Source organism: Rhizobium sp. 01T417 (genome assembly GCF_056398905.1).
Window position 1 is genome coordinate 73,613 of the sequence record NZ_JBFTQH010000015.1, and the last position, 23,745, is coordinate 97,357.

The following is a 23,745-nucleotide window of genomic DNA, read 5'->3' on the forward strand; positions in this document are numbered from 1 at the left end:
TTATGCAAGAGTTTTTTCATGAACCGCCCGATCCTGGCGGAACTGGAGGAAACATGTCCGAATCCGACACCGTCCAATCGGCATTTGCCGATGGCGTCCTTACGTTGACGCTCAACCGTCCAGACAAGCTCAACGCCTTCAATGAAGAAATGCACCTGGCGCTCAGGGCAGGCTTCGAACGTGCGCATCGGGATGCATCCGTTCGCGCTGTGCTTCTGACCGGCGCCGGTCGCGGCTTCTGCGCGGGGCAGGACCTCGGCGACCGCGATCCGCGCAAGGGTGGGGCGGCCCCCGACCTTGGACGCACGATCGAGCTTTTCTACAATCCGCTGATCCGGCTGATCAGGACACTGGAAAAGCCCGTCATCTGTGCCGTCAACGGCGTTGCGGCGGGTGCGGGCGCCAATATCGCGCTTGCATGCGATATCACTCTGGCGGCTCGCTCGGCGCGTTTCATTCAGGCTTTCGCCAAGATCGGCCTCGTACCCGATTCCGGCGGCACCTGGAGCCTGCCACGGCTGCTTGGCGAAGCGCGCGCCAAGGCGCTGGCACTGACCGCGGAGCCGCTCGACGCAGAAACGGCGGCAAGCTGGGGGCTGATCTGGAAGACGGTCGACGATGCGGCACTCCTCGATGAAGCCAGGACCCTTGCCACAAAACTCGCTGCCGGACCGACAAAGGGTCTCGGCATGACCAAGCGCGCGATCCAGGCAGCGGCAACCAATTCGCTCGATGAGCAGCTTGAGCTTGAACGCGACCTGCAGCGCGAAGCTGGACGCAGTGCCGACTATGCCGAGGGCGTCGCCGCCTTCCTGGAAAAGCGCAAGCCGGAGTTCAAGGGACAATGACCGACAGGATCATTCTCACGGCCCAGGAGCTTGCGAACGCCTGCGCAGACGCCATGTGGCGCGACGACAATGCCTCCCGTCGCCTTGGCATGGCGATGGAACGTGTGGCACCCGGCATGGCGGTCATTTCGATGGTCATCAAGCCGGAGATGACCAACGGCCATGGGACCTGCCACGGCGGATACATCTTCACGCTGGCCGATTCCGCCTTCGCCTTTGCCTGCAATACCTACAATCAGCGGGCCGTCGCGCAGCATTGCTCGGTTACCTACATTGCACCGGCCTTTGCCGGCGATCGCTTGACGGCAACCGCGCGGGAGGTTTCACGGCGCGGACGTGGCGGCATTTACGATATCAACGTGACCAATCAGAACGGCGAGCACATTGCCGAGTTCCGTGGCCATTCGCGCACCGTCAAGGGCACCCTTTTGCCGGAAGAGGCGTAAAGCCGCCGGTCATTCATCTCGGAGGAGAGACAGACATGGAAGACCTTTCACCCCGCCCTGGCGACCTCGACGCGATTGAAACAGCATCGCGTGACGAGATTGCAGCACTTCAGCTTGACCGGATGAAATGGTCACTGAGCCATGCCTATGAGAATTCGCCCTTCTACCGTGCGCGTTTCGACGAAGCGGGCGTCCATCCCTCGGATCTGAAGTCGCTGGCCGATCTCGCAAAGTTCCCCTTCACGACCAAGAAGGATCTTCGCGATACCTATCCCTTTGGCATGTTTGCCGTGCCGCGCGAGAAGCTGACGCGCATCCATGGATCTTCGGGCACCACAGGCAAGCCGACGGTCGTCGGCTATACGCAGAAGGACATCGACGTCTGGGCGGATATGGTGGCGCGCTCGATCCGTGCTGCCGGTGGCCGGCCCGGAGACATGGTCCACGTCGCCTACGGCTACGGGCTCTTCACGGGTGGCCTTGGCGCCCACTACGGCGCCGAACGGCTTGGCTGTACCGTCGTGCCGATGTCGGGCGGCATGACAGAGCGTCAGGTCACGTTGATACAGGATTTCCGGCCGCGCATCATCATGGTGACGCCATCCTATATGCTTTCGATCCTCGACGAGTTCCACAGACAGGGCATCGACCCGCGCGAGAGCTCGCTGGCGGTCGGCATCTTCGGCGCCGAACCCTGGACGAACGCGATGCGCCAGGAAATCGAGCAGTCGTTCGACATGCATGCGGTCGATATCTATGGCCTCTCCGAAGTCATGGGTCCCGGCGTTGCCAGTGAGTGCGTCGAGACCAAGGACGGGCTGCACATCTGGGAAGACCATTTCTATCCTGAAATCATCGACCCGGCGACGGGCGAGGTCCTTCCCGATGGCGAAATGGGCGAGCTTGTCTTCACGACGCTGACGAAGGAAGGCCTGCCGATCATCCGCTACCGCACGCGCGACCTGACGCGTCTGCTGCCCGGCACGGCCCGCTCCATGCGCCGCATCGAAAAGATTACCGGCCGCTCCGACGACATGATGATCCTTCGCGGTGTCAACGTCTTCCCGACCCAGATCGAGGAGCAGATTCTGAAGTGTCAGGGGCTTGCTCCGCATTTCCAGATCGAGCTCAGCCGCGCCGGCCGCATGGACCAGATGACGGTTCACGTCGAGTGCACGCCCGAGGCTGCGGACGAAATTGCACGCGCGTCCTCGGCAAAATCCCTTGCCCACTACATCAAGAGTGTCGTTGGTGTTACCACGAAGATCGAGATTCGCGACCCGGGTGGAGTCGCACGATCCGAGGGCAAGGCCAAGCGGGTCGTCGACAACAGGCCAAAGGAATAAGGCTACTGCTTCCCGGCGTGATGATCATTCCGGGAAGCGCAAATCACGAGCCCTTCGGCTCATCGCGTGGGGGCGCGGAGGAAAAACAGGAACGCAGGATAATATGGCACGAACGCGCGCGATCGATTTTGAAGAGAAACAACGCAGCCTCTTGAGCAGCGCCGCTGCCGTCTTTGCGGAAATGGGAATGGAGAAAGCCTCCATGGCCCACATTGCCTCGCGCAGCAATGTTTCCAAAGCCCTCCTCTATCACTATTACCCGAGCAAGGACGCGTTGATTTTCGATATCATCCGCAACCATCTCGAGGAACTGGAAGCTGCGGTTGCGGCCGCAGACGAACCCAGTGTGACGCCTCAGGAGCGACTTCGGCTGCTGGTCCGGCAAGTCCTTGAGAATTATCGCGATGCGGACAACGAGCACAAGGTGCAGCTGAACGGCACGAGTGCGCTGTCGCAAGAACAGCTGGACGAGTTGCGCGCCATCGAGCGCCGGATCGTCAAGCGCTTCTCCAATACCATCATCGAGATCAACCCCGACCTCAACGCCAGCAAGCCTCTGCTGATGCCAGTGACGATGTCGCTCTTCGGCATGATGAACTGGGTCTACATGTGGTTTCGCCCAGGCGGCCAGGTCAGCCGTGACGAGTATGCAGATATCGCCACGACCCTGATCCTCGAGGGCGTCAAGGCGGTCCGCTAGGGCCCGCGGCGTTTCGCCTATTGCGCTTCGATCGCGCATAAGGCCCCTTGAGATGATCATGACCGGCGGGCCGAGCCTGAAGCTTGATCATTTCGGTTTGGTAGCCATGAGATTGCCGAACTCCATCGGAAAGGGGAACAGGATCGTCGAGCTCTTCTCGCTTGCGATGACGTTCAAGGTGTTCAGATAGCGCAGCTGCATGGCCTCTGGCTGCCTGGCAAGCACTTGGGCCGCTTCGAGGAGCTTTGCAGCGGCCTGCTGTTCACCCTCGGCATTGATGACTTTTGCGCGGCGCTCGCGCTCGGCTTCCGCCTGGCGGGCAATCGCGCGGATCATCGATTCGTTGATGTCGACATGCTTGATCTCGACAGTGGCGACCTTGATGCCCCAGGCATCCGTCTGAGCGTCAAGGATTTCCTGAATGTCCAGGTTGAGCCGGTCACGTTCCGCCAGCATCTCGTCTAGGTCATGCTTGCCGAGGACCGAGCGCAATGTCGTCTGGGCAAGCTGGCTTGTCGCCATCATGAAGTCCTCGACCTGTATCGTCGACTTTCCGGGATCAATGACCCTGAAGTAGATCACCGCGCTGACACGGACCGAGACATTGTCATGAGAAATGACATCCTGGCTCGGCACATCGAGTACCCGCGTGCGCAAGTCGACCCGGATCATTTGCTGGACGTAGGGGATCAGGAGTATCAGGCCGGGTCCCTTGACGCCTGTGAAGCGGCCAAGCGTGAAAACGACGCCGCGTTCGTATTCCCGCAGGATCTTGATCGCGGATGCAATGATCACGAGCAAGATAAGGATCGCGACAAGATAAAAGGCAAGATCTGTAAACATAGCCATGACGTTCTCCTGCTCTCTTAAGGCCGCTAGCTCTTGTCGGGGCGTCTCTCGACCTCGAGCGTCAGACCGTTGCGGGCGATCACCTCGACAGCGTCCCCGGCGGCGAGCGCCTCGGTGGAAATCGCCTTCCAGCGCTCGCCATGCGTGATGACATAGCCTGTAGGCCCGGCCCAACTCTCGACCTGGCCTGAAATACCGATCATCTGCTCAGCGCCCGTCGCGACCTCACGCCACCGCGAGGCAAATGCCAGGCGTGCAACGAGGAGGCTGAAAGCGAGGCAAGCAAGGGCGATTGCGCCAAGTACAGGGCGCGAAACCTGAAGGCCCGGCATATCCGTATCAAACAGAATGGTTGCGCCGAGGATTATGGCTACCCCGCCGCCGATGCCCAGAGCGCCGAAGCTTGGCGAATGCATTTCGGCCACCGTCAATCCGACGCCGAGGATAATGAGCCCGATGCCGGCAAAACTCACCGGAAGCAATGCCAGGGCATAGAGACCAAGAAGGAGTGAGATGCCGCCGATCGTTCCGGGAAACATCGTCCCGGGCGCAAGAAACTCGAAGATAAGGCCATAGATACCAACCATCATCAGGATGATTGCGATGTTTGGATCGGTAATCACCGAAAGCAGGCGTGTTCGCCAGTCCGGCTCGAATTCCTGTACCGTCAAACCGGCGGTATCAATTCGCATGTCTGTCTGACCGACCCGCACCACGCGCCCCTGTGCCTGCGCAAGGAGATCGTTGACATCCACTGCCGTGAAATCAATGACATGTTCGCGCACGGCTGCGGTCGATGAAAGGCTCGCGCCTTCCCGCACGGCCCGCTCTGCCCAGTCGGCGTTGCGATTGCGCAATTCCGCAAGCCCGCGAATATACGCCACCGCGTCGTTGATGATCTTCTTTTCGCTGGCACTGGCTGGAGGCTCGACTTGCTTGTCATTTTGCTTGTCCGGTTCTTTCCCGGGTTTTGCATCGCCGCCAAAAGGGTTTACGCCGAGCGCGATCGGTGTGGCTGCTCCCAGATTCGTGCCTGGCGCCATCGCCGCAATGTGGCTTGCATAGAGAATATAGGTGCCGGCGCTGGCAGCCCTTGCGCCGCTCGGTGCGACGAAGCCGGCGACTGGGACGGGCGAGGCAAGGATGGCGCGAATGATGTCCCGCATGGACGTGTCGAGGCCACCGGGTGTGTCCATCTCAAGGATAATCAGGCTGGCATGTCCGCCGGCACGCTGAAGGCCCCGTATGACATAATCTGCCGTTGCAGGTCCGATGGCGCCGTTCACCTTGAGGACGACCGCAGCGCGATTGGATTGCGCCGACGCCGACAGCGTGAAGATGCCTGGAGCTAAGAGCAGCAAGAACAACGAGATCAGGATTGGCGGCACCCACCGCCAACGCTTCAAGCTCAGCGCTACCACATGCGGAACGCTCATGATTTTCCAGTATATCCCAGAAATCACAAAGAGCCAGAAATCACAAAGAGAGAGAAAAGCGTCGCAGTCCGGGGCAAACAGCTTGAATGTCTTCGAGGGTATCGAGGATCGTTTTGTTTAAGGCGGTCGCGAGGCTGGGAGTGCGATCGAGCATCCGGATCAAAAGCAGGTAATGCGCTGGCAGCGAAACTTGTGCAGCTGGCGACCAGTTTGCGGCGTCGATAGCGGGGAATGCCGGTCGGACGATGCCGCCTGAGGAACTCTTTCCCAGAGGCAGTGGTGGCGGATATTGATAATTAGGCCTCGTGAGAAAAAAAGGCTCGGCTCCCGGTCCGCGCCTTTCTCTGTTTCAAGCCGCTTCGAGAACCGAAACGACGATGGTTTTGCCGAGCGCCTGCATCGCATCCTGCAGCTGACCAAGCTTGGAATGATGGTCAGGATCCAAGATCCGTCTGGCTTCATTTTCGGTCTTGCCGAGGCGGCGGGCCAGTTCTCGCTTCGAGATATTCGCCTCGTTGAAGGCTTCTATCACTGCGAGCTTGATCGCATCCTCGGCTTGTACCACACGCGATACCCGGATCTTAAGGACCTCGATTTTCAAGGGTATCCGGATGCGCAAAACTTCCCGATCGGGGTGATTTCTATGCCTTCGGACATGCGCTTCCCGATCGGTAAGGATTGCGTTGATCTAACGAAATCTTCCTGTACGGTAAGCCACCTCAGGAGATGCTCGATGTTCAGGTTCGCACGCGATTTCGGCGCCGCCATCCGGGAAAATCGGAAGGCGCTTGGCTGGACACAGACCGAGCTTGCCGCCCGGTCCGGCACCGGCGAGCGCTTCATCGTCGAGCTCGAATCCGGCAAGCCAAGCTGCCAGCTTGAAAAGACCTTGATCGTGGCGCGCACTGTCGGCATCGAGATCGGCGATCTCAGGACAGCCCAAGCCGCCCCGGCCTCGCCTGACGATGACCTGGACTTCCTGCCGACCTTCGGTGACGGTCGATGACGACGATCTTCTACGAAGCCCTCCCGTCGCCCACCTGACCTTCGATGGCGACTGGCGACTGGACTATGACCCGAGCTGGGAAGCGCGCCGCTCGGCCTTCCCAGTGTCGCTGACCATGTCGCTCCGTTCAGGCCCAGTCGGTGTTGAACGGCTCCTGCCCTGGCTTGCATATCTGCTCCCGGAAACGCACCTCGCCGAAATCGGCCAGCGGCTGAAGGTCTCGCCCCAGGACATCGTTGGTCTGCTCAGCCACATCGGGCGGGACACGGCGGGTGCATTGTCGATTGGTGCGCCCCGTAAGCCGGGCATTCATCTGCAGCCCGTGCCGGATGCGACGACACTGGAGCGCATCCTGGACGAACTGCCGATTCTTCCGAAAATGAGACGGTACGGTCGCTGTTGCGGCAAGAGACTGTAATGGGGTCGTCAGCCGACTATCACCTATCAAAGGATAGCTCCAGGAGGGAAACCAAGGACTATCCCGGCACTCTCGTCTTGGACTTCGTGGTGCGCTGGGGTAACGTCCGCGCGACACAAATCATCAAAGACCCATGGCAGCCAAGACGACACTTAATGCGAAGAACCTTGAAGCTCTCGGCGTACAACGCCTCGCCGAGCTTCTCATGGAAATCAGCACCGGCAGCGCTGCGCACAAGCGTCGGCTTCGTATGGAGCTTGCTGGCAACCATAGCAGCGCCGAAGTTGCCAGGGAGGTTCGCAAGAGGCTTTCCAGCATTGCACGCGCCAAGACCTTCGTTGATTGGCGAAAGGTGAAGGCGACCAGGACCGACCTGGAGACCCAGCGCAAGTCGATCGTCGAAACCGTCGCGCCCAACGATCCCGCAGGAGCGTTTGAGCTAATCTGGCAGTTTTTAGCGGTTGCGGATCCTCTATTTCAGCGATCGGACGATGGCAGCGGCTCGTTGATCCAGAGCTTCCATCAAGCCTGCACCGACGCCGGCGCGATCGCCAAGGCGGCGAATATCGATGCCGATGTCCTGGCCGAGAAGATATTCAAGGCAGTTCAAAGCAATGATTACGGCCAGTTCGACCGGCTGATTACTGCAATGGTGGCGGCGCTGGCGAATGAAGGATTGGAGCGTCTCAAGGCTCTCTTTGTCGGCTGGTCGAACGAGCCCAAGGAGAAGCCGGCCAAGAAAGATCAGAAGGTCATCGGCTGGAGCAGCGCTGGCCCGATCTACGAGGACGAGGTTTACGGCAATCACCAGGATCTGACCATTCGTATCGCGCTGCAGGAAATAGCCGACGCCCAGGGTGATGTGGATGCCTATATTGCGCAGCAGCCGGAAAGGACACATGGAGCGCCGATGGTCGCGGCTGACATCGCCAACCGTCTGGTCTCGGCGGGACGGGCTGAGGAAGCACTGAAAGCCCTCGAGAAGGTTGATGCGAAAGGCCGGGCGGATGTCCCCTTCGAATGGCAGCTTGCCCGCGCCGAGGCACTGGAAGTCCTGGGGCGCAACGACGAAGCCCAGGCGTTTCGCTGGGAGTGCTTCGAGCAGTCCCTGAACGACGGCCACCTGCGCGCCTATGCGCGCCGCCTGCCGGACTTCGACGATCTGGAAGCGGAGGAGAGGGCGTTCGCCTACGCCCAAGCGTTCCCGGACGTTCATCGCGCTCTCTACTTCTTCCTGCGCTGGCCTTCATTGGCGGAAGCGTCAAAGCTCGTTACGAAGCGGGCGGCGGAACTGGATGGCGACCTCTATGAGTTGATGACGCCGGCTGCGGAAGCGCTTTCGACGAAACAACCACTGGCCGCGACGATCGTGCTGCGATCAATGATCGACTTTACTTTGGAGAGCGGCCGATCGAGCCGTTACAAGCACGCGGCACGACACCTTGCAGAATGCCGGTCCCTGGCGAGTCAGATCGAGGATTTCGGCAGCGTTCGGCCACATGAGGTGTATATGGTGGACATCAAGCGCGACTACGGAAGGAAGTCGGGATTTTGGAGCCTGGTGTCGTGAGTATTGCGCTCATGTTGGCCAATGTCTTCTGAGCTTCCTCATGGTGGCGATCCAACGGATGGTGTCGATCACGCATAGGACGCATCTGGAAGGGTGCCAAGGATTATCCCGGCGCAGTAAGCGAAATCAATGTCTTGCCCGCTGCCAAAGACAATCCTAAAAGCTTCTGACACTCGAGTATCCGTCGCCCTTTTTGGGTGAAGCGTGCTTTGCCTCAATCGCCGAATTTCAGACGTTCCAGGATCAATGGATCATATTCGGGTGCCTGGATCCGTCGCCGGTCTTCCTCCGGCTCGCTAAGCGGTTCGGCTGGTTGAAGCTTTTCCCTGGCCTCCAGGGCGAGGCGTTGGTAAACGCCAGTGCCCTGGCGCTTCCAGGCGATTTCCTTTTCACTGAGCTCGCGGATGACCCTGGCCGGCGAGCCGACCGCCAGGCTGTTTGCCGGGATGTCGGCCCCTGCCTTGACGAAAGCCATGGCGGCAACGATCGAATTTTCGCCGATGACAGCCTCGTCCATGACGACCGCATTCATCCCCACCATGGCATTGCGACCGATCCGGCAGCCGTGCAGCACGGCGCCGTGCCCGATGTGGCCTTCCTCGCCGATCACCACCTCGACATTGGGGAAACTGTGCACGACGCAGGTCTCCTGGACGTTCGAACCGCGTTCCATGACAATGCGCCCGAAATCCCCGCGCAGCACGGCGCAAGGCCCGACATAGCAGGCTGGTCCGATGATGACGTCGCCGATGATCACCGCGGCCGGATGGACGAAGGCCGCCGGATGGATCACAGGCACGACGCCATCATAGGAATAGACCATAGCCATCTGATCAGTCCCTTGTCTTAGTCTCTTGTCTTAGTCTCTCGTCTTGGCGACCATCGTCAAGACATCGTATTGGGCGACCGTCGCACCGTTCTGATTGGTCACATTGCAGTCCCAGCGCACTTCGCCGTGCTCGGCGCCGATGCGCGGATTGATCTCCTTGCAGGTCAATTTCACCTGCAACGTATCGCCCGGATTGACCGGCGTGAGGAAGCGCAGGTTGTCGACGCCGTAATTGGCGAGAACCGGGCCGGGGGCCGGGTCGACGAAGAGGCCGGCAGCAAATGAGACGATCAGGTAGCCATGGGCAACGCGACCATCGAAGAACGGATTGGCGCGGGCGGCTTCCTCGTCCATATGGGCGTAGAAGGTGTCGCCGGTGAAGTTGGCGAAGTGCTCGATATCCTCAAGCGTGACGGTGCGTGTTCCGGTGACAAGCTGGTCGCCGATTTCAAGTTCGGCGAGCGACTTGCGGAAGGGATGTTCGCCATCCTTGCGGACCTCGGCATCCGCAACCCAGCGGCCGGTGACCGCCGAAAGAAGCGTTGGCGAGCCTTGGACCGCGGTGCGCTGCATGTAATGCTTGACCCCACGAAGTCCGCCCAACTCCTCGCCGCCGCCGGCGCGTCCCGGGCCGCCGTGCACGAGACCCGGCAGCGGTGAGCCATGGCCGGTCGAGGTCTTGGCGCTGACACGATTGCCGATCAGCACGCGGCCGTGGAAGGGCGCCATGCCGAGAACAACCTCTTCGGCAAAGGCCGGATCATTGGTGAAGACCGACGATACCAGGCTTCCCTTGCCGCGACGGGCAAGGTCGACAGCCTCCTCGGCGCTGTCATAGGGCATGACCGTGCTGACCGGGCCGAAGGCTTCGACGTCGTGAACAGCCCGGGCGTCCCAAGGCTTGTCGCAGTATAGCAGCACTGGATTGAGGAAGGCTCCAGCCTCAGCGTCTCCGGAGACAACGCGGGGATTGTCCGGATCACCGGCAACGATCTCGGCATCGGCAAGAAGATCGCGGATGCGGGCGCGGACCTCGTCGCGCTGGGCAAGGCTTGCGAGCGGGCCCATGCGGACGTTTTCATCGGCGGCATTGCCGAGCGCCGTCTTGCCAAGACGATCGCCAAGAGCGGCGACAAGAGCGTCGCAATAGGCGCGGGGTGCGATGACACGACGGATCGCCGTGCACTTCTGGCCGGCCTTCGCCGTCATCTCGCGGGAGACTTCCTTGACGAAAAGGTCGAACTCCTCGGTGCCAGGGGCCGCATCGAGACCGAGGACAGAGGCATTGAGACTGTCGGCCTCCATGGTGAAGCGGACCGAATTCTCGATGATCGCCGGATGCGTCTTCAGCTTGCGGCCGGTCCAGGCCGAACCGGTAAAGGTGACGGCATCCTGTCCGTCGACATGATCAAGAAGATCGCCGACGGAACCGCAGACAAGTTGCACGGCGCCTTCGGGAAGCAGGCCCGTCTCGACCATGCGGCGCACGACCAGTTCGGTCAGATAGGCCGTCTGGCTCGCCGGCTTGACGATAGCCGGCATGCCGGCAAGCAGGGTCGGCGCCAGCTTTTCCAGCATGCCCCAGACCGGAAAGTTGAAGGCATTGATGTGAATGGCGACGCCCTGCAGCGGCGACAGGATGTGCCGGGCGGCAAACGTGCCGTCGCGCGACAGGTTTTCCACGTCGCCGTCAACGAGCACGCGCGTATTCGGCAACTCGCGCCGTCCCTTTGAGGCATAGGACAAGAGAGTGCCAATGCCGCCATCGATATCGATCCAGCTGTCTGCCTTGGTCGCACCGGTGGCCGAGGAAAGGGCGTAGAATTCTTCCTTCCTCTCCATCAGCGCCTGGCCAAGTGCCTTCAGCATGGCGGCACGCTCATGAAACGACATTCGACGCAGGGCCGGGCCAGCCATCTTACGGCCGTAGGCCAGAGATGCGGCGAAGTCGACACCGGTGGAATCGATCAATGCAACCGGTACGCCTGTCGAAGCGTCGAGGAGTTCGGCGCCATCCTTCGTGCCGGGAACCCAGCGGCCATAAACATAGCTTTCGAGGCGGCGCGGCGGGTTTACCAGGACGTTCATCGTCTTATCCTTCCGGTCAGTTCAGATTGCGCGCAGCAAGCTGCGCATCAACGGCCGCCTGCCATTCGGATAGCAGCGCCTCGTTTGGTGTGTGGCGAAGGCCGAAGCGAGCCAGCGTTTCGTAGCGCGCCGAGCCGGAGAGCCCGAAGCTTGCCGCAACGCGCGGGCGCCAATAGGCGATTGCCTTGCGCGCTGCCGTTGCTCCGTCTTCAGTTTCGGCAATTTTCTTCAGTCCCTCGATGCCGAGTTCGGTGTGATGCGCCTCACTGGGTAGAATGGCGCGGAACACTTCGGCAAGTGGCTGGTAGGAAACGCGGGCAAGCTCGCGCAGCTGGATGGTGCTTGCGGTGCCCATCAGCACGTTCATGACAACCGCGTCGATCCAGCCATGCAGGGGATAGTGGAAGACCGAAAGGCGCATGTCGCCGCCCTGACGCGCCGCGCCGATATCGGCGTCGCGCCCCAGCCGGGCGTCCCAGGGATGATGGACGGCGTAACGGCCGGTGTCGGCGCCAAAGCTGCCCATGATCTCGAGGACCCGACCGGCATGGTCGGTTTTTTCAAGCACGATCTTGGCAGAGGCGATGCGCTCCTTGATCCCGGGCGCGTCGTTGATCGTGTCGGCAAAGCCGGCTGCACCCGCAAGCTCGCTATCGACGAAACTTGCCATCAGGCGCAAAAGCTCGCCGCGATAGCGTGGGGTCACATTGTCAGGCGACGTCAGCACGCCACCCTTCAGCAGGTATTCCTCGATCGGCATCGTATCGGACATGGGTTATTCCTCCCTCGCTTTCGCGCCTTATTGATCGTAGCTGACCACGACCCGGTCGCTCAGCGGATAACATTGGCAGGTCAGAACATAGCCCTGGCGCACTTCGTAATCCTCGAGCGCATGGTTGACCTCCATCTCGGTCTCGCCCTCGATCACCTTGGCCCGACACGTGGAACAGACACCTGCCTTGCAGGCGTAGGGCGCGTCCATGTTGTTTTCGAGCGCGGCTTCGAGCAGGGTTTGCCCTTGCTTCGGCATCTTGAAGACACGGGTTGCACCGTCGAGGGTGACGGTTGCCTCGCACGCCGCGTGGCGATCCGCAGAGGCAGCGCTTTCGCTCTTGCGGCGCGCCCGGCCTGGCTGCGAGGACGCAAAGAGCTCGAACTTGATCTGCTCTTCGCGCATTCCGTGGTCGCGAAGGGCAGCGGCGATCGTCAACATCATCGGTTCCGGACCGCAGATGAAAGCGGTGTCGACGGATTTCAGGTCGATCCAGTGCCTGAACAATGCTGCGCACTTTTCGGTATCAATGCGCCCCGTGAAGAGGTCGATATCCTGGGCTTCGCTTTCCAGCACGTGCAGGATGGACAGGCGACCGAGATAGCTATTCTTCAGATCGTCCAGCTCCTCGCGGAACATGATCGAGCTGATCTGCCGGTTTGCGTAGACGAGCGTGAAGCGCGAATGGGGCTCACGCGCCAAGGTGGTCTTGATGATGGAGAGCACCGGCGTGATGCCGCTGCCGGCTGCAAAGCCGATGTAGTTCTTGGAAACTTCGGGCTCGATCGCCGTGAAGAACGCGCCCATCGGCGGCATCGCTTCCATCGTGTCGCCAATCTTGAGCTCTTCATTGGCCCAGGTCGAAAAGCAGCCGCCGTCGACCCGCTTGATGCCGACCCTCAAGATACCTTCGTCGCGCCCGGCACAGATCGAGTAGGAGCGGCGCAGTTCCTCGCCATCGAACTTGCGCCGAAACGTCAGATACTGCCCTTGCGTGAAATCGAACGCACCGCGATCCTCGTCCAGCGGAGCAAGGGTGACGACCACGGCATCGCGCGTCTCGCGCTTGACGTCGGTGACCTGAAGGGAATGGAAACGTGCCATATTGCGGACCTCACTAGGCAAAGGGTCAGATGCACTTGAAATAATCGAATGGTTCCAGACAGTCGGTGCAGCGATAGCTCGCCTTGCAGGGCGTCGAGCCGAACTGGCTGATCTTTTCGGTGTTTGCCGATCCGCAGCGCGGACAGGCGATCGTCAGATTGGAGCGACCAGAGAGCCGATCGACGCGCTGGCGCAGGATCCCGTCGATCGCGGTGCCATCGACAGGCGGCGCAATGCCATAGGCCCTGAGCTTTTCGCGACCTGCGGCACTGATCCAGTCCGTCGTCCAGGCCGGCGAAAGCTGGCGTTCCAGCCGCAGCTTTTCGATGCCTTTCTCATGCAGCGCCCGCTCGATATCGAGATTGATGATCGCGGTTGCCGGACAGCCCGAATAGGTCGGCGTTACCGTCACAACCAGCGTGTCGTCATCGAAGGCGACATCCCTGATAATGCCGAGATCGACCAGGGAGATCACCGGAATCTCGGGATCCGGAACCTCTGCAAGCCACTGCCAGACGTCTGATGTCGAAGGCAAAGTTACGGCCGTCATGACCGCCTCCTTCCGTTACCAGGTCGCGCCCGGATAAGCGCGCTGCAGGAATTGCAGATCGGCCAGGATGAAGCCCATATGTTCGGTATGAAGGCCGCGCTTGCCGCCCTTGTGCATGAAGCCATCGGAAGGCTTCTTGAGCGTTGCCTCGGACAGGGCCTCGCCGACAAGCTCATCCCAGGCGGCCTTCAGGCTTTCCGGTTCCGGTGCAATGCCGGCAGCGACAAGCTCCGCGTCGGACGCATCGCCGATGAAGAGTTCGCCGGTATAGGCCCAGAGATCGTCAAGCGCGTCCTGCATGCGACGATGGCTTTCGGCGGTGCCGTCGCCAAGGCGGATGATCAGATCGCGGCTGCGATCGAGGTGATAGGCAACTTCCTTCGTGGCCTTTTCCGCGATTTCGGCAATGCGCTTGTCGGTAGAACCGCAAAGCGCCTTCAGCATCAGGAAATGCCAGGCGTCGAACAGAAACTGACGCATCAGCGTCTTGCCAAAATCGCCATTCGGACGCTCGACCAGCAGGACGTTGCGGAAGTCGCGGGCATCACGCAGATAAGCGAGATTGTCGGCACTGCGGCCCCGGCCTTCGACTTCGCCAGCAAGGCCGAGCCAGAGTTGTGTCTGGCCGATCAGATCGAGCGCGGTATTGGAAAGCGCAATATCTTCCTCGAGCGCGGGTGAATGCCCGCACCATTCGGAGGCGCGATGACCGAGGATCAGCGCATTGTCGCCCATGCGTGTCAGAAACTCGAAAAGTGCCGCCTGGCTGACGGCCGTGTTGGAGGCAGCACTCATCACATATGCCCCACTTCTTCGGGAACGTCGAAGAACGTCGGATGACGATAGACCTTCGAATTCGAAGGATCAAAGAGTGGTCCCTTGTCCGAAGGCGCGCTGGCCGTGATATCGCTCGAACGCACCACCCAGATGCTCACGCCTTCGTTTCGGCGGGTGTAGACATCACGTGCGTTGTTGACGGCCATTTCGGCATCGGGCGCATGCAGGCTGCCGACATGCCGGTGATTGAGGCCGTGCTGGCCGCGGATGAAGACTTCCCAAAGAGGCCATTCGCTGGACATGGACATTTCTCCCGTCTTGCGTTTCTCACGGGCCGTGGCCCGGAAATCGCGTATTGTTAAGACTTGCGACTGCTTGGAGCGGACGCCGAGGCGTCCGGACGCATTATTCGGCTGCGGTGCGCTGAGCTGCGCGACGCGATGTCATCTTCTCGGCGTGGGCAACGAGACCATCCCGGAACCAGGCGCCATCGTTCCATGCTTTCTGCCGGGCGCCGAGGCGTTCGGCGTTGCACGGGCCGTTGCCGGCGATGACGGCGAAGAACTCGGTCCAGTCGGGCTCACCGAAATCGTAGCCGCCCTTTTCCTCGTTCCACTTCAGATCCGGGTCCGGAACCGTCAGGCCGAGATATTCCGCCTGCGGCACGGTCTGGTCGACGAACTTCTGGCGCAGCTCGTCATTCGAATTCTGCTTGATCTTCCAGGACATGGACTGGGCCGAATGCACGGATGCGTCGTCTGACGGGCCAAACATCATCAGCGATGGCCACCACCAGCGGTTCAAGGCGTCCTGGACCATTTCCTTCTGGGCGGGCGTGCCCTTGACCATCTTCATCAGAATGTCGAAGCCCTGGCGCTGATGGAAGCTTTCTTCCTTGCAGATGCGGACCATGGCGCGGGCGTACGGCCCGTAGGAACAGCGTTGCAGCGGCACCTGGTTCATGATCGCCGCGCCATCGACCAGCCAGCCGATCGCACCGATGTCGGCCCAGCTCAGCGTCGGGTAGTTGAAGATCGAGGAGTATTTCGCCTTGCCACTGTGCAGCTGCTCGTACATCTCGTCCCTGGTGATGCCGAGCGTTTCGGCCGCACAGTAGAGGTAGAGCCCATGTCCTGCTTCGTCCTGAACCTTGGCGAGCAGGATCGCCTTGCGCTCGAGCGTCGGGGCACGGGTGATCCAGTTGCCTTCGGGCAGTTGGCCGACGATTTCGGAATGCGCATGCTGGCTGATCTGGCGCATCAGTGTCTTGCGATAGCCTTCGGGCATCCATTCCTTCGGCTCGATCTTCTGACCGGCGTCGATGCGCTCCTGAAATGCGCGTTCGACCGGATCCATTTCATCGAGCGTCTTGACGCGGGCGCTGTCGGTCTTGACCATCTGTGCGTACATGGTTCGTCTCCTTTGCCTTGGCGCGTCAGACGCGCTCGAGAATGATCGCGATGCCCTGGCCGACGCCGATGCACATGGTGCAAAGCGCGTAGCGACCGCCCTGGCGATGCAATTGGTAGGTTGCCGTCGTGACCAGCCGGGCACCGCTCATGCCGAGCGGATGGCCCATCGCGATGGCGCCGCCATTCGGATTGACATGGGGCGCATCATCGGGGAGGTCCAGATCGCGCAACACGGCGAGCGCCTGGGCGGCGAAAGCCTCGTTCAACTCGATCACGTCCATCTGGCCGATCGAAAGACCGGCGCGCTCGAGTACCCGCCGCGCGGCCGGTGCCGGGCCAACGCCCATGATGCGCGGTTCGACGCCGGCTGCCGCCATTGCCACGATACGCGCCTTCGGCGTCAGCCCTTGTGCCTTCGCGGCCGCTTCGCTTGCAACGACAAGAGCGGCTGCACCGTCATTGACGCCCGATGCATTGCCGGCCGTAACACTAAGATCAGGGCCATTGACGCCCTTCAATCTGGAAAGCTGGTCGATCGTCGTGCCTGGACGCGGGTGCTCGTCGCGATCGACAATGATGGGGTCGCCCTTCTTTTGCGCGACCTTGACGGCGACCAGTTCGTCGGCGAAGAGGCCGGCCTCCTGAGCAGCCGCCCAGCGGGCCTGGCTGCGGGCCGCGAAGGCGTCCTGATCGGAGCGGCTGACGCCGAAATCGGCTGCCACATTGTCGGCCGTCTGAGGCATCGAATCGACGCCGAACCCTGCCTTCATCTTCGGATTGACGAAGCGCCAGCCGATCGTCGTGTCGTAGATGGCGTTGGCGCGGGAAAAGGCGCTGTCTGCCTTCGGCATGACGAAAGGCGCCCGGCTCATGCTTTCAACGCCGCCGGCAATCACCAGGTCACAGTCGCCGGCGCGGATTGCTCTTGCTGCCATGCCGACGGCATCCATGCCGGAGCCGCACAGGCGGTTGACGGTTGTTGCAGGGACACTGATCGGCATGCCCGACAAGAGCACTGCCATGCGGCCGACATTGCGATTGTCTTCGCCCGCCTGGTTGGCGCAGCCATAGATCAGATCATCGACCTTGCTCCAGTCGACGTCAGGATTGCGTTCCATCAGAGCAGTGAGGGGGAGGGCGGCCAGATCGTCTGCGCGAACCGTTGCCAGCGCGCCGCCATAGCGACCGATGGGTGTGCGAACGGCATCACAGATGAATGCTTCCGACATGCGCGATTTCCTCCTGCTCTCGCAAAGCCGATCAATTCAGTATTGATTAACCGACCGATCGGTCATGTTATTAGCATGCGATATGTCACAGAGCAATGCATTTTTGTGGAAAGTTTGTGATATTTAATATTCTGCAGGAAAAACCTTAGCACGAAAGCCGCGCCGGCGGCCGAAAAGCTGTTCGTAAAATTGCTAGAAAGCCTCGTGGGCCAGCATTTCCAGCCGTAGGTCCGTGGCTGCGGTCGCGGCCGGCAACGGACCGGACGCCGTGACGAAGGTGCGGGCCACGTGGGCATCGGCGGCCGGAGAAAGTTGCCTGTAGGCCCGCGCAAACAGCTGCCGCGCAGCCTTTCCCGGCCAGTCGTCGGGGAGTGCGCCTGAGGGCAATCTCGGATCGTGTAGACGAACGGCGCGGAAGCGATGCACGAGGAGGAGGCGGATGGTCAGCGCCATGGAAGGCGAAAAACTGACGGAGGCAGCCGGGCTGAGCAGAGCGCCGAACTGCGCCAGAAAAACCGCATAGGCTTCCGCATGCACTGTCAGATCCCAGTACTCGGAGGCGAATTCTTGCAGGGCTTTTGGATCTTGTGGCGGTTCTGCGCGGAAAACCAGGGCAGGCACTGTCGCGGTCACCGCCCTTGCCGGGCCGACCGCCAGGCGGTCGTTGAGACGCGCGTGGCCAGCGCGCTTCAGCGCCTGCATGGCGTCTTCGACCGTTGGCCCCGTTACATGGACAAACTGCCATCCGCTCTCCTCGGGAGCAGAAAACAGCACGCGGGCCGCTGCCGCGAACTCGTTGCCGGCCGACCGTGACAGCCGGTAATAGCTGCGCCGTCCTTCTCTTTCTCCCGTAAGCTGGCCGGCGGCAACAAGCCGGGAGACGGCGGTGCGCACCAGCGTCTCGCTGATACCAACGTCGGCGCAGGTCTCGATCAGGTTGCCGATCCAGGCAATGCCGCCGCGCGGCTCGACGACATCGCCGTAGATGGTCACGATGAAGCTCGCCGCCTTCAGCGGGCATTCATCCAGAATGCGTCGAATCAACTCGCTTGCCCGAGCATCTGCCGGATTGGTCGCTGCCGTCACCGATTCCTCCCTGGATGGTGACAGTGCGACTAACATATTGTCGAGGCCGCTGCATCCCCGCTTGACGCGAGGCGCTGAGGCGGAGCCATCAGGCATCCGCTTCCAGGGAGACCCCTGTCGTATCAGGGTTCTCTGATCGCGCTGTCGAGCCCTCGCAAGATGGGATAGAGGAAGTAGGAGATGACGGTGCGACGCCCCACCATGATCTCGGCTGAAACGGTCATGCCGGGAAGCAGTCGCACGGGCTCGTCCGAACCTTTGAGCCTTGGATCTGCAAGCGGTATGCGTGCCTTGAAGTAAGGCGCTGGCGACTGGGTCGCTGCCTCCTGCTGCGATGGGGTGAACGCGTCACGGCTCACCGTCCTGACCGTTCCGGATGCGGTGCCGAACTTCTGGAACGGATAGGCGTCAAATTTGATCCGTGCATCCTTGCCCGCCGTGATACGACCGATATCGCGCGTATTGACGTTGACCTCTGCCTCAAGCGGGACGTTGAGTGGAACAAGCGTCAGGATCGGCTCTGCCTCCCGAACCACCGAGCCAACCGAGCGCGCCGCAAGGTCAAGCACGACGGCATCAGCCGGTGCCGACAAAACCACCATGTCGCGGCGAAGCTCCATCTTCTTCAGTTCTTCGGCTGCAGTGTCGCGTTGGCTGCGCAGGTCGACGAGCTGCTCCATGGCTGCGCGCCTGAAGTCTTCGATAAATGCCTGTCGGTCTGCCTTGAGCTTGGCGAAGGTATGCTCGGCCTCATCGGCCCTTCCCTGGACAGCAGACAGACTGGTCTCGACGTCAAGGCGGGCGTCACGCGACCCCAGAAGCGTTATCAGGGATCCGCTCTCACGATTGTACAGCCGCTCCCTCGCGCCCTCGATCTGAGACAGCGTTTCGCGTCGACTGGTGAGGACTGCCTCCTGGTTTCGGCTCGAAGCAATCGTCGCCGCCTGGGCCGCGATCTGCTGATCGTAGTTCTGCAACTGTGCCATATAATAGGCGCGGCGCTGCCCGAACAGCTGCATCTGAAGCAGCTCGTCGCGTGATCCGCCCGCCGTCTGGGTGTAGTCCGCACCGGCAAGCTCGGCTTCCAGACGCTTCACCTGGGCGTCGAGTGCAACAAATTTTGCCCGCTGCTGATCGGCGTCAGCCTGGCTGAACGTCGCGTCAAGCGTGGCAAGCACCTGGCCTTTCTGCACGATCGCGCCGGCAGTCACATTGATCGTTCGGATGATCGACGTTTCAAGCGGCTGCACGACGATGGTCGGCTCAGTCGTGATCAGCTTGCCCGGGGCAACGACGACCTCGTCGATCGATGACACCGACGCCCAGGTGATGGCCGCTGCAATCATCGCGGTGATGCCGTAGAGCGTCATGCGGGCGACCCTTGGCGGAGCGCGCTCTTCCAGTTCCACGGCGTCCGACTGGAATTCCGCAATCGCTGATGGCAGCGAGCGTCTGAGGGCTGGCTGGGTGACCGGGGCGGTCGTTGGAACAGGCAGGTTCTCTCCTGGTTTTTGAGCGCGCGCGTTCATGCTACCTGCCTCATCTGCTGTGACCAAAGGTGACGATATGTCATGCAGCGTGTGACCAGCTGATCATGCCTGCCGATATCGGCGATCTTGCCGCGTTCGACGACGAGAATGGCATCGGCGTCGACGAGCGTGGAGAGCCGGTGAGACACGATGACTACCGTTCTTCCTGCCGCAATCTGGCTGAGGTTCTGACGAATGATCGTCTCGCTGTCAGGGTCGAGCGCGCTGGTGGCCTCATCGAGAATCAAAAGCTTCGGGTCGGTGATAAGTGCTCTGGCGATTGCCAGGCGCTGTTTCTGACCGCCCGACAGGTTCGAGGCGTTTTCTTCCAGCATCGTGTCGAAACCACGCGGAAGCCGCTCGATGAACTCCTCAGCGCCCGCAATGCGTGCCGCTTCCATGATTTCCTCGATGCTTGCATCGGGCTTTGCCGCCGCGATGTTTTCGCGAACGGTGCCGCGGAAGAGGAAGTTGTCCTGCAGCACGACACCAGTACTCGTCCTCAGATGCACGAGGTCGATCTCGCGGCTGTCATAGCCGTCCATCCGCACGATGCCCTGCTGGTTCTGGTAGAGACCCTGGATCAGCCTGGTGATCGTCGTCTTGCCCGAACCGCTCTTGCCAACGACACCGAAGACGGAGCCGGCCGGAATGCTGAAGGAGACGTCGTCGAGCGCCGGCGGGCCGTCCGGCCCGTAGCGGAACGTCACCTTGTCGAATTCGATGTTGCCTCGAAGGTGCGGGCGGATGCCGCGACCGCGACCGGCCTGTTCCGGGCGCTGGTTCATGATCTCGCCGAGCATGCGCACGGAAAGCGCGACCTCCTGGTATTCGTGTACCATCGTCACGATCTGGACAAGCGGGCCAGAGACGCGACCAGCCAGCATGTTGAATGCAACCAGCGCACCAATCGTCATCGCGCCATTGAAGACATCGAGCGCGCCAAGCCCGATGATGGCGACACTCATCAGCTTCTCAAGCAACCCGGTCATCGATTGAGCGGCCGTCGAGATCTTCTCGACCCGGAACCGGACGGAGATCGATTGCGCCGAATAGTCGTCCCAGGCGCGACGCTGGCGGGGTTCAAGCGCCAGCGACTTGACGGTTCGCATGCCGTGGACGGTTTCAACGAGCAAGGCCTGTCGGTCGCCTTCGGCCTTGTAGAGTGCCTGAAGGCGGCGCTGGAAGGGGCCGACAAGCAGCATGACGACGAGGCCGACAAGGGCTGCGAAGCCGATGACGACGAGCGTCAGCTTGACGCTGTAGAGAAGCAGGATCGGAATGAAGACCAGCAACGATACGCCGTCGAGCAGTGTCAGAAACAAGCGACCGGTCAGAAATTCGCGGATCCTGCCGGTCTGCTGCATATGCTTGACGAGAACGCCTGCCGATGCCTGCTCGAACAAGGCAATGGGAAGATTGAGCAGATGGCCGAACGTGCGCGTCGCAACGCGGATATCGATCCTGTTCGTGGCATAGAGCAACAGGTATCGGCGCAGGAAACTGAAGGCCGCATCGAAGACAAGCGCAATGGCGATGCCGATGGTCAGCACCGTCAGCGTCGCGTAGCTTTGATGGACCAGCACCTTGTCGATGACGAGCTGGAAGAAGATCGGCGTCATCAGGCCAAGGCCGTATAGAACGATGGCGGCAAGAGCGACATCGCGGAAGAAACTGCGCTGCTTGATGATCTCAGGAATGAACCAGCGGAAGCCGAAGGGCTGGTCGGCATCATTGATGCCGAAGTTCCGCTTCATCATCACCACAGATCCACTCCAGGACCGGATGAACTGCTCCTGGTTCAGGAGAATGAAGTCAGGGCGCTCGGCGAGCGGGTCGAGAACCCTGATCTTTGCCTCTTCCTCACCCATGGCGGGGCCGGCAATGACGACCCAGTTGCCGTTTTCGAGTTCCGCCAGAACCGGGAAGGCTTCGCCCAACTGGAGCAGCGATGTCCAGGAGAGCTTGATCTGCCTTGCGCGCAGTCCCGCATCCTTGGCCATGCGCAGCAACTGCCGGATTTCGACCGGGCGTTCGTCGACTGCATAGTCGTGCTGCAGGCGCTCGGGCGACAGATCGACGCCGTGATGGCGTGCAACGAGAGCAAGGCAGTGTAGATTGGTGTGCAAAAACGTACTCATGGCCCACCCGGGTGTCTGGGTTGAAGAAGTGGCGTTGGTCAGTTGAAGTTCGGCGATGCGTTTGCCGAGCTGCCCGACGGCTGGATGATTTCAGCCTTCGCGCTTGATGGCAGATCGTTGATACGGCGCACCGCACCGGCTTCGACCAATCCACCAAGGGCCTTCTGCATCAGGTCGACGGCATTCGCGAAAGCGTCGACCGGCATGATGATCCGCTGGCGGAAGACCGGCTTCGGGTTGTTGTTCTGATCGCGCTCGGTGGCCGACAGCGACATCAGATCGATGCGCACGATGGTGCCGGTGACAGTGATTTCGCCAATTCCGTCTGCATAGAGTTCATTGCTCATTGTCGTCTCCTCGTTTTGATGAGTGGTCATGGATGGTGATGCTGTGCATGTTGCCAGGCCGGGAACGGATCCGTCAGATGTCTGCCGAGATCCGGGTCGAAGCTTGCCTCGTCTCCGATCAGGCAGTCGTCGAGCGCTGCGCTGATCGCCTTTTGATCAAAGCCCGCGCCGATGAACACGAGTTCCTGGCGGCGGTCGCCCCACACGGCATCCCAATACCGGTCGAGCAACTGGCGGAACTGCGGGTAGCGCGGCCAATGCGCCCTGGATACGCTCGCCCACCAGAAGCCCTTGGTGTCCATCCGCCGCTGCGTGCCGGCAATCGAAAGCAGTCCGATTTCGTTTGGCCGTGTTGCCAGCCAGAAGTGCCCCTTGGCGCGGATGAGGCCCGGCCATTGCTGCGCAAGAAAGCGATCGAGCGCAGCAGGATCAAAGGGGCGGCGCGCGCGATAGACGAAGCTCGAAATGCCGTATTCTTCAGTTTCCGGAACATGGTCGCCCCAGCCGTAGAGCTCCTTGTGCCAGTACGGGTGCCGGGCGGACTTCGCCTCGCTGAAAAGCCCGGTGTCGAGAATGGTGGAAAGCGGCAGGTGACCGAAGTCCGTCTCGATGACGCGCGCATCGGGATTGAGTGCCGCAACGACCTGGCGCACCATCGAGCGTGTTTCAGAGGCGACCTCCGAGACCTTGTTGATCACGACGACATCGGCAAATTCGATCTGCTCTACCAGAAGGTCAACGAGTGTCCGTTCGTCGTCGGTGTCCCGGGTTTCTCCACGGTCGCTCAGGAAATCGGCGCTCGAGTAATCCGCCAGAAGGTTGGCCGCATCGACGACGGAAACCATCGTATCGAGCCTCGCAACATCGCAAAGCGCGCTGCCGTTTTCGTCCCGGAAGGAGAATGTGGCGGCGATCGGCAGAGGTTCGGCAATCCCGGTACCCTCGATCAGCAGGTAGTCGAAGCGTTCGTCGGCAGCAAGCCGGCGCACTTCGCTCAGGAGATCGTCGCGCAGCGTGCAACAGATGCAGCCGTTTGTCAGTTCCACGAGTGTTTCATTGGTGCGCGACAGGTCGGCTCCGCCCCCACGAACGAGCTCGGCATCGATGTTGATCTCGCTCATGTCATTGACGATGACGGCGACCCGGCGTCCTTCCCGGTTACGCAAGACATGGTTGAGGATGGTTGTCTTTCCCGCGCCGAGGAAACCCGCCAAAACCGTTACTGGGAGGCGCTTGTCGCCACCTGTCATTGATACTCCCCC

At 61.0% G+C, this 23,745-nt stretch carries 24 protein-coding genes; 7 read left to right on the forward strand and 17 right to left on the reverse strand.

All coding sequences use genetic code 11. The annotated features are described in order from the left end of the window. Window positions 1–53 precede the first annotated feature (53 nt). The 4 genes from paaG to AC1DPR_RS16505 all read left to right on the forward strand — a co-directional run bounded on the left by paaG (window position 54) and on the right by AC1DPR_RS16505 (window position 3,340). Window positions 54–848, forward strand: coding sequence for a 2-(1,2-epoxy-1,2-dihydrophenyl)acetyl-CoA isomerase PaaG (paaG, locus tag AC1DPR_RS16490; RefSeq protein WP_113163371.1), 795 nt, complete (start codon window positions 54–56; stop codon window positions 846–848). Next, window positions 845–1,294: a hydroxyphenylacetyl-CoA thioesterase PaaI gene (gene paaI, locus AC1DPR_RS16495; protein ID WP_169683644.1), complete on the forward strand. Its 450-nt coding sequence runs from the start codon at window positions 845–847 to the stop codon at window positions 1,292–1,294. Before paaG ends, paaI begins: the two co-directional genes overlap by 4 nt. A 35-nt stretch (window positions 1,295–1,329) precedes the next feature. Further along, window positions 1,330–2,640 (forward strand): phenylacetate--CoA ligase PaaK, encoded by a 1,311-nt coding sequence (gene paaK / locus AC1DPR_RS16500; RefSeq protein WP_477816741.1) that lies wholly within the window; start codon window positions 1,330–1,332, stop codon window positions 2,638–2,640. Window positions 2,641–2,743: 103 nt separating this feature from the next. Continuing rightward, on the forward strand, window positions 2,744–3,340 hold the full coding sequence (locus AC1DPR_RS16505; protein ID WP_025660533.1) for a TetR/AcrR family transcriptional regulator: 597 nt from the start codon (window positions 2,744–2,746) through the stop codon (window positions 3,338–3,340). An 87-nt stretch (window positions 3,341–3,427) separates the two neighbouring features. Here AC1DPR_RS16505 and AC1DPR_RS16510 read toward each other — a convergent pair whose 3' ends face one another. The 3 genes from AC1DPR_RS16510 to AC1DPR_RS16520 all read right to left on the reverse strand — a co-directional run bounded on the left by AC1DPR_RS16510 (window position 3,428) and on the right by AC1DPR_RS16520 (window position 6,226). Then, the gene (locus AC1DPR_RS16510; protein ID WP_477816742.1) at window positions 3,428–4,189 is read right to left on the reverse strand and encodes a slipin family protein; all 762 of its coding nucleotides are present in this window, start codon (window positions 4,187–4,189) and stop codon (window positions 3,428–3,430) included. Between the two features lie 26 nt (window positions 4,190–4,215). Next, complete coding sequence (locus tag AC1DPR_RS16515) at window positions 4,216–5,625, reverse strand: NfeD family protein (protein WP_477816743.1); 1,410 nt, start codon at window positions 5,623–5,625, stop codon at window positions 4,216–4,218. A gap of 349 nt (window positions 5,626–5,974) precedes the next feature. Continuing rightward, window positions 5,975–6,226, reverse strand: a complete 252-nt coding sequence (locus AC1DPR_RS16520) for a hypothetical protein (protein WP_477816744.1) — start codon at window positions 6,224–6,226, stop codon at window positions 5,975–5,977. Window positions 6,227–6,358: 132 nt separating this feature from the next. On the opposite strand from AC1DPR_RS16520, the gene AC1DPR_RS16525 reads away from it, so the two are divergent. From AC1DPR_RS16525 to AC1DPR_RS16535, 3 genes are all read left to right on the forward strand, one after another. Further along, window positions 6,359–6,631, forward strand: coding sequence for a helix-turn-helix transcriptional regulator (locus AC1DPR_RS16525; protein WP_477816745.1), 273 nt, complete (start codon window positions 6,359–6,361; stop codon window positions 6,629–6,631). Continuing rightward, window positions 6,618–7,049, forward strand: a complete 432-nt coding sequence (locus tag AC1DPR_RS16530) for a HipA N-terminal domain-containing protein (protein WP_477816746.1) — start codon at window positions 6,618–6,620, stop codon at window positions 7,047–7,049. The genes AC1DPR_RS16525 and AC1DPR_RS16530 overlap by 14 nt, the downstream gene beginning before the upstream one ends. A 133-nt stretch (window positions 7,050–7,182) precedes the next feature. Beyond that, window positions 7,183–8,619, forward strand: a complete 1,437-nt coding sequence (locus tag AC1DPR_RS16535; RefSeq protein WP_477816747.1) for a DUF6880 family protein — start codon at window positions 7,183–7,185, stop codon at window positions 8,617–8,619. Between the two features lie 214 nt (window positions 8,620–8,833). Here the strand turns inward: AC1DPR_RS16535 and AC1DPR_RS16540 are convergent, their stop codons facing one another. The 14 genes from AC1DPR_RS16540 to AC1DPR_RS16605 form a co-directional block, all read right to left on the reverse strand. Then, window positions 8,834–9,448: a phenylacetic acid degradation protein PaaY gene (locus AC1DPR_RS16540; protein WP_477816748.1), complete on the reverse strand. Its 615-nt coding sequence runs from the start codon at window positions 9,446–9,448 to the stop codon at window positions 8,834–8,836. Between the two features lie 30 nt (window positions 9,449–9,478). Further along, entirely contained in the window at window positions 9,479–11,536 is a 2,058-nt protein-coding gene (gene paaZ, locus AC1DPR_RS16545) for a phenylacetic acid degradation bifunctional protein PaaZ (protein WP_477816749.1), read from the reverse strand. 16 nt (window positions 11,537–11,552) lie between these two features. Continuing rightward, window positions 11,553–12,308, reverse strand: coding sequence for a Phenylacetic acid catabolic protein (locus AC1DPR_RS16550; protein ID WP_477816750.1), 756 nt, complete (start codon window positions 12,306–12,308; stop codon window positions 11,553–11,555). Between the two features lie 27 nt (window positions 12,309–12,335). Then, on the reverse strand, window positions 12,336–13,412 hold the full coding sequence (gene paaE, locus AC1DPR_RS16555; protein WP_477816751.1) for a 1,2-phenylacetyl-CoA epoxidase subunit PaaE: 1,077 nt from the start codon (window positions 13,410–13,412) through the stop codon (window positions 12,336–12,338). A 25-nt stretch (window positions 13,413–13,437) separates the two neighbouring features. Further along, entirely contained in the window at window positions 13,438–13,962 is a 525-nt protein-coding gene (gene paaD, locus AC1DPR_RS16560) for a 1,2-phenylacetyl-CoA epoxidase subunit PaaD (protein ID WP_477816752.1), read from the reverse strand. A 15-nt stretch (window positions 13,963–13,977) separates the two neighbouring features. After that, complete coding sequence (gene paaC / locus AC1DPR_RS16565; RefSeq protein ID WP_477816753.1) at window positions 13,978–14,757, reverse strand: 1,2-phenylacetyl-CoA epoxidase subunit PaaC; 780 nt, start codon at window positions 14,755–14,757, stop codon at window positions 13,978–13,980. Then, the gene (paaB, locus tag AC1DPR_RS16570; protein ID WP_018856780.1) at window positions 14,757–15,041 is read right to left on the reverse strand and encodes a 1,2-phenylacetyl-CoA epoxidase subunit PaaB; all 285 of its coding nucleotides are present in this window, start codon (window positions 15,039–15,041) and stop codon (window positions 14,757–14,759) included. Before paaB ends, paaC begins: the two co-directional genes overlap by 1 nt. Window positions 15,042–15,144: 103 nt before the next feature. Continuing rightward, window positions 15,145–16,149 carry a 1,2-phenylacetyl-CoA epoxidase subunit PaaA gene (paaA, locus tag AC1DPR_RS16575; RefSeq protein ID WP_477816754.1) on the reverse strand — a complete coding sequence of 335 codons (1,005 nt, stop codon included), beginning with the start codon at window positions 16,147–16,149 and terminating at the stop codon, window positions 15,145–15,147. Window positions 16,150–16,174: 25 nt separating this feature from the next. Next, a complete protein-coding gene (gene pcaF, locus AC1DPR_RS16580) occupies window positions 16,175–17,380 on the reverse strand; it encodes a 3-oxoadipyl-CoA thiolase (protein ID WP_477816755.1) in 1,206 nt (401 codons plus the stop codon). 192 nt (window positions 17,381–17,572) lie between these two features. Then, window positions 17,573–18,466, reverse strand: coding sequence for a phenylacetic acid degradation operon negative regulatory protein PaaX (gene paaX / locus AC1DPR_RS16585; RefSeq protein WP_477816756.1), 894 nt, complete (start codon window positions 18,464–18,466; stop codon window positions 17,573–17,575). A gap of 122 nt (window positions 18,467–18,588) precedes the next feature. Further along, window positions 18,589–19,995, reverse strand: a complete 1,407-nt coding sequence (locus tag AC1DPR_RS16590; RefSeq protein WP_477816757.1) for an HlyD family type I secretion periplasmic adaptor subunit — start codon at window positions 19,993–19,995, stop codon at window positions 18,589–18,591. Beyond that, a complete protein-coding gene (locus AC1DPR_RS16595) occupies window positions 19,992–22,136 on the reverse strand; it encodes a peptidase domain-containing ABC transporter (RefSeq protein WP_477816758.1) in 2,145 nt (714 codons plus the stop codon). The genes AC1DPR_RS16590 and AC1DPR_RS16595 overlap by 4 nt, the downstream gene beginning before the upstream one ends. 38 nt (window positions 22,137–22,174) lie before the next feature. Beyond that, window positions 22,175–22,483 carry a hypothetical protein gene (locus AC1DPR_RS16600; RefSeq protein ID WP_018856786.1) on the reverse strand — a complete coding sequence of 103 codons (309 nt, stop codon included), beginning with the start codon at window positions 22,481–22,483 and terminating at the stop codon, window positions 22,175–22,177. A gap of 26 nt (window positions 22,484–22,509) precedes the next feature. Continuing rightward, window positions 22,510–23,733: a GTP-binding protein gene (locus AC1DPR_RS16605; RefSeq protein WP_477816759.1), complete on the reverse strand. Its 1,224-nt coding sequence runs from the start codon at window positions 23,731–23,733 to the stop codon at window positions 22,510–22,512. Window positions 23,734–23,745 lie beyond the last annotated feature (12 nt).

Excerpts from the sequence above, each read along its gene's own strand:
- AC1DPR_RS16590 (WP_477816757.1), bottom strand. The coding sequence starts at position 19,995 with ATGAACGCGCGCGCTCAAAAACCAGGAGAGAACCTGCCTGTTCCAACG.
- pcaF (WP_477816755.1), bottom strand. The coding sequence starts at position 17,380 with ATGTCGGAAGCATTCATCTGTGATGCCGTTCGCACACCCATCGGTCGC.
- AC1DPR_RS16540 (WP_477816748.1), bottom strand. The coding sequence starts at position 9,448 with ATGGCTATGGTCTATTCCTATGATGGCGTCGTGCCTGTGATCCATCCG.
- AC1DPR_RS16505 (WP_025660533.1), top strand. The coding sequence starts at position 2,744 with ATGGCACGAACGCGCGCGATCGATTTTGAAGAGAAACAACGCAGCCTC.
- paaG (WP_113163371.1), top strand. The coding sequence starts at position 54 with ATGTCCGAATCCGACACCGTCCAATCGGCATTTGCCGATGGCGTCCTT.
- paaZ (WP_477816749.1), bottom strand. The coding sequence starts at position 11,536 with ATGAACGTCCTGGTAAACCCGCCGCGCCGCCTCGAAAGCTATGTTTAT.
- AC1DPR_RS16535 (WP_477816747.1), top strand. The coding sequence starts at position 7,183 with ATGGCAGCCAAGACGACACTTAATGCGAAGAACCTTGAAGCTCTCGGC.
- paaE (WP_477816751.1), bottom strand. The coding sequence starts at position 13,412 with ATGGCACGTTTCCATTCCCTTCAGGTCACCGACGTCAAGCGCGAGACG.
- paaK (WP_477816741.1), top strand. The coding sequence starts at position 1,330 with ATGGAAGACCTTTCACCCCGCCCTGGCGACCTCGACGCGATTGAAACA.
- AC1DPR_RS16605 (WP_477816759.1), bottom strand. The coding sequence starts at position 23,733 with ATGACAGGTGGCGACAAGCGCCTCCCAGTAACGGTTTTGGCGGGTTTC.
- paaD (WP_477816752.1), bottom strand. The coding sequence starts at position 13,962 with ATGACGGCCGTAACTTTGCCTTCGACATCAGACGTCTGGCAGTGGCTT.
- AC1DPR_RS16595 (WP_477816758.1), bottom strand. The coding sequence starts at position 22,136 with ATGAGTACGTTTTTGCACACCAATCTACACTGCCTTGCTCTCGTTGCA.
- paaC (WP_477816753.1), bottom strand. The coding sequence starts at position 14,757 with ATGAGTGCTGCCTCCAACACGGCCGTCAGCCAGGCGGCACTTTTCGAG.
- AC1DPR_RS16525 (WP_477816745.1), top strand. The coding sequence starts at position 6,359 with ATGTTCAGGTTCGCACGCGATTTCGGCGCCGCCATCCGGGAAAATCGG.
- paaA (WP_477816754.1), bottom strand. The coding sequence starts at position 16,149 with ATGTACGCACAGATGGTCAAGACCGACAGCGCCCGCGTCAAGACGCTC.
- AC1DPR_RS16515 (WP_477816743.1), bottom strand. The coding sequence starts at position 5,625 with ATGAGCGTTCCGCATGTGGTAGCGCTGAGCTTGAAGCGTTGGCGGTGG.
- AC1DPR_RS16550 (WP_477816750.1), bottom strand. The coding sequence starts at position 12,308 with ATGTCCGATACGATGCCGATCGAGGAATACCTGCTGAAGGGTGGCGTG.
- paaI (WP_169683644.1), top strand. The coding sequence starts at position 845 with ATGACCGACAGGATCATTCTCACGGCCCAGGAGCTTGCGAACGCCTGC.
- paaB (WP_018856780.1), bottom strand. The coding sequence starts at position 15,041 with ATGTCCAGCGAATGGCCTCTTTGGGAAGTCTTCATCCGCGGCCAGCAC.
- AC1DPR_RS16600 (WP_018856786.1), bottom strand. The coding sequence starts at position 22,483 with ATGAGCAATGAACTCTATGCAGACGGAATTGGCGAAATCACTGTCACC.
- AC1DPR_RS16510 (WP_477816742.1), bottom strand. The coding sequence starts at position 4,189 with ATGGCTATGTTTACAGATCTTGCCTTTTATCTTGTCGCGATCCTTATC.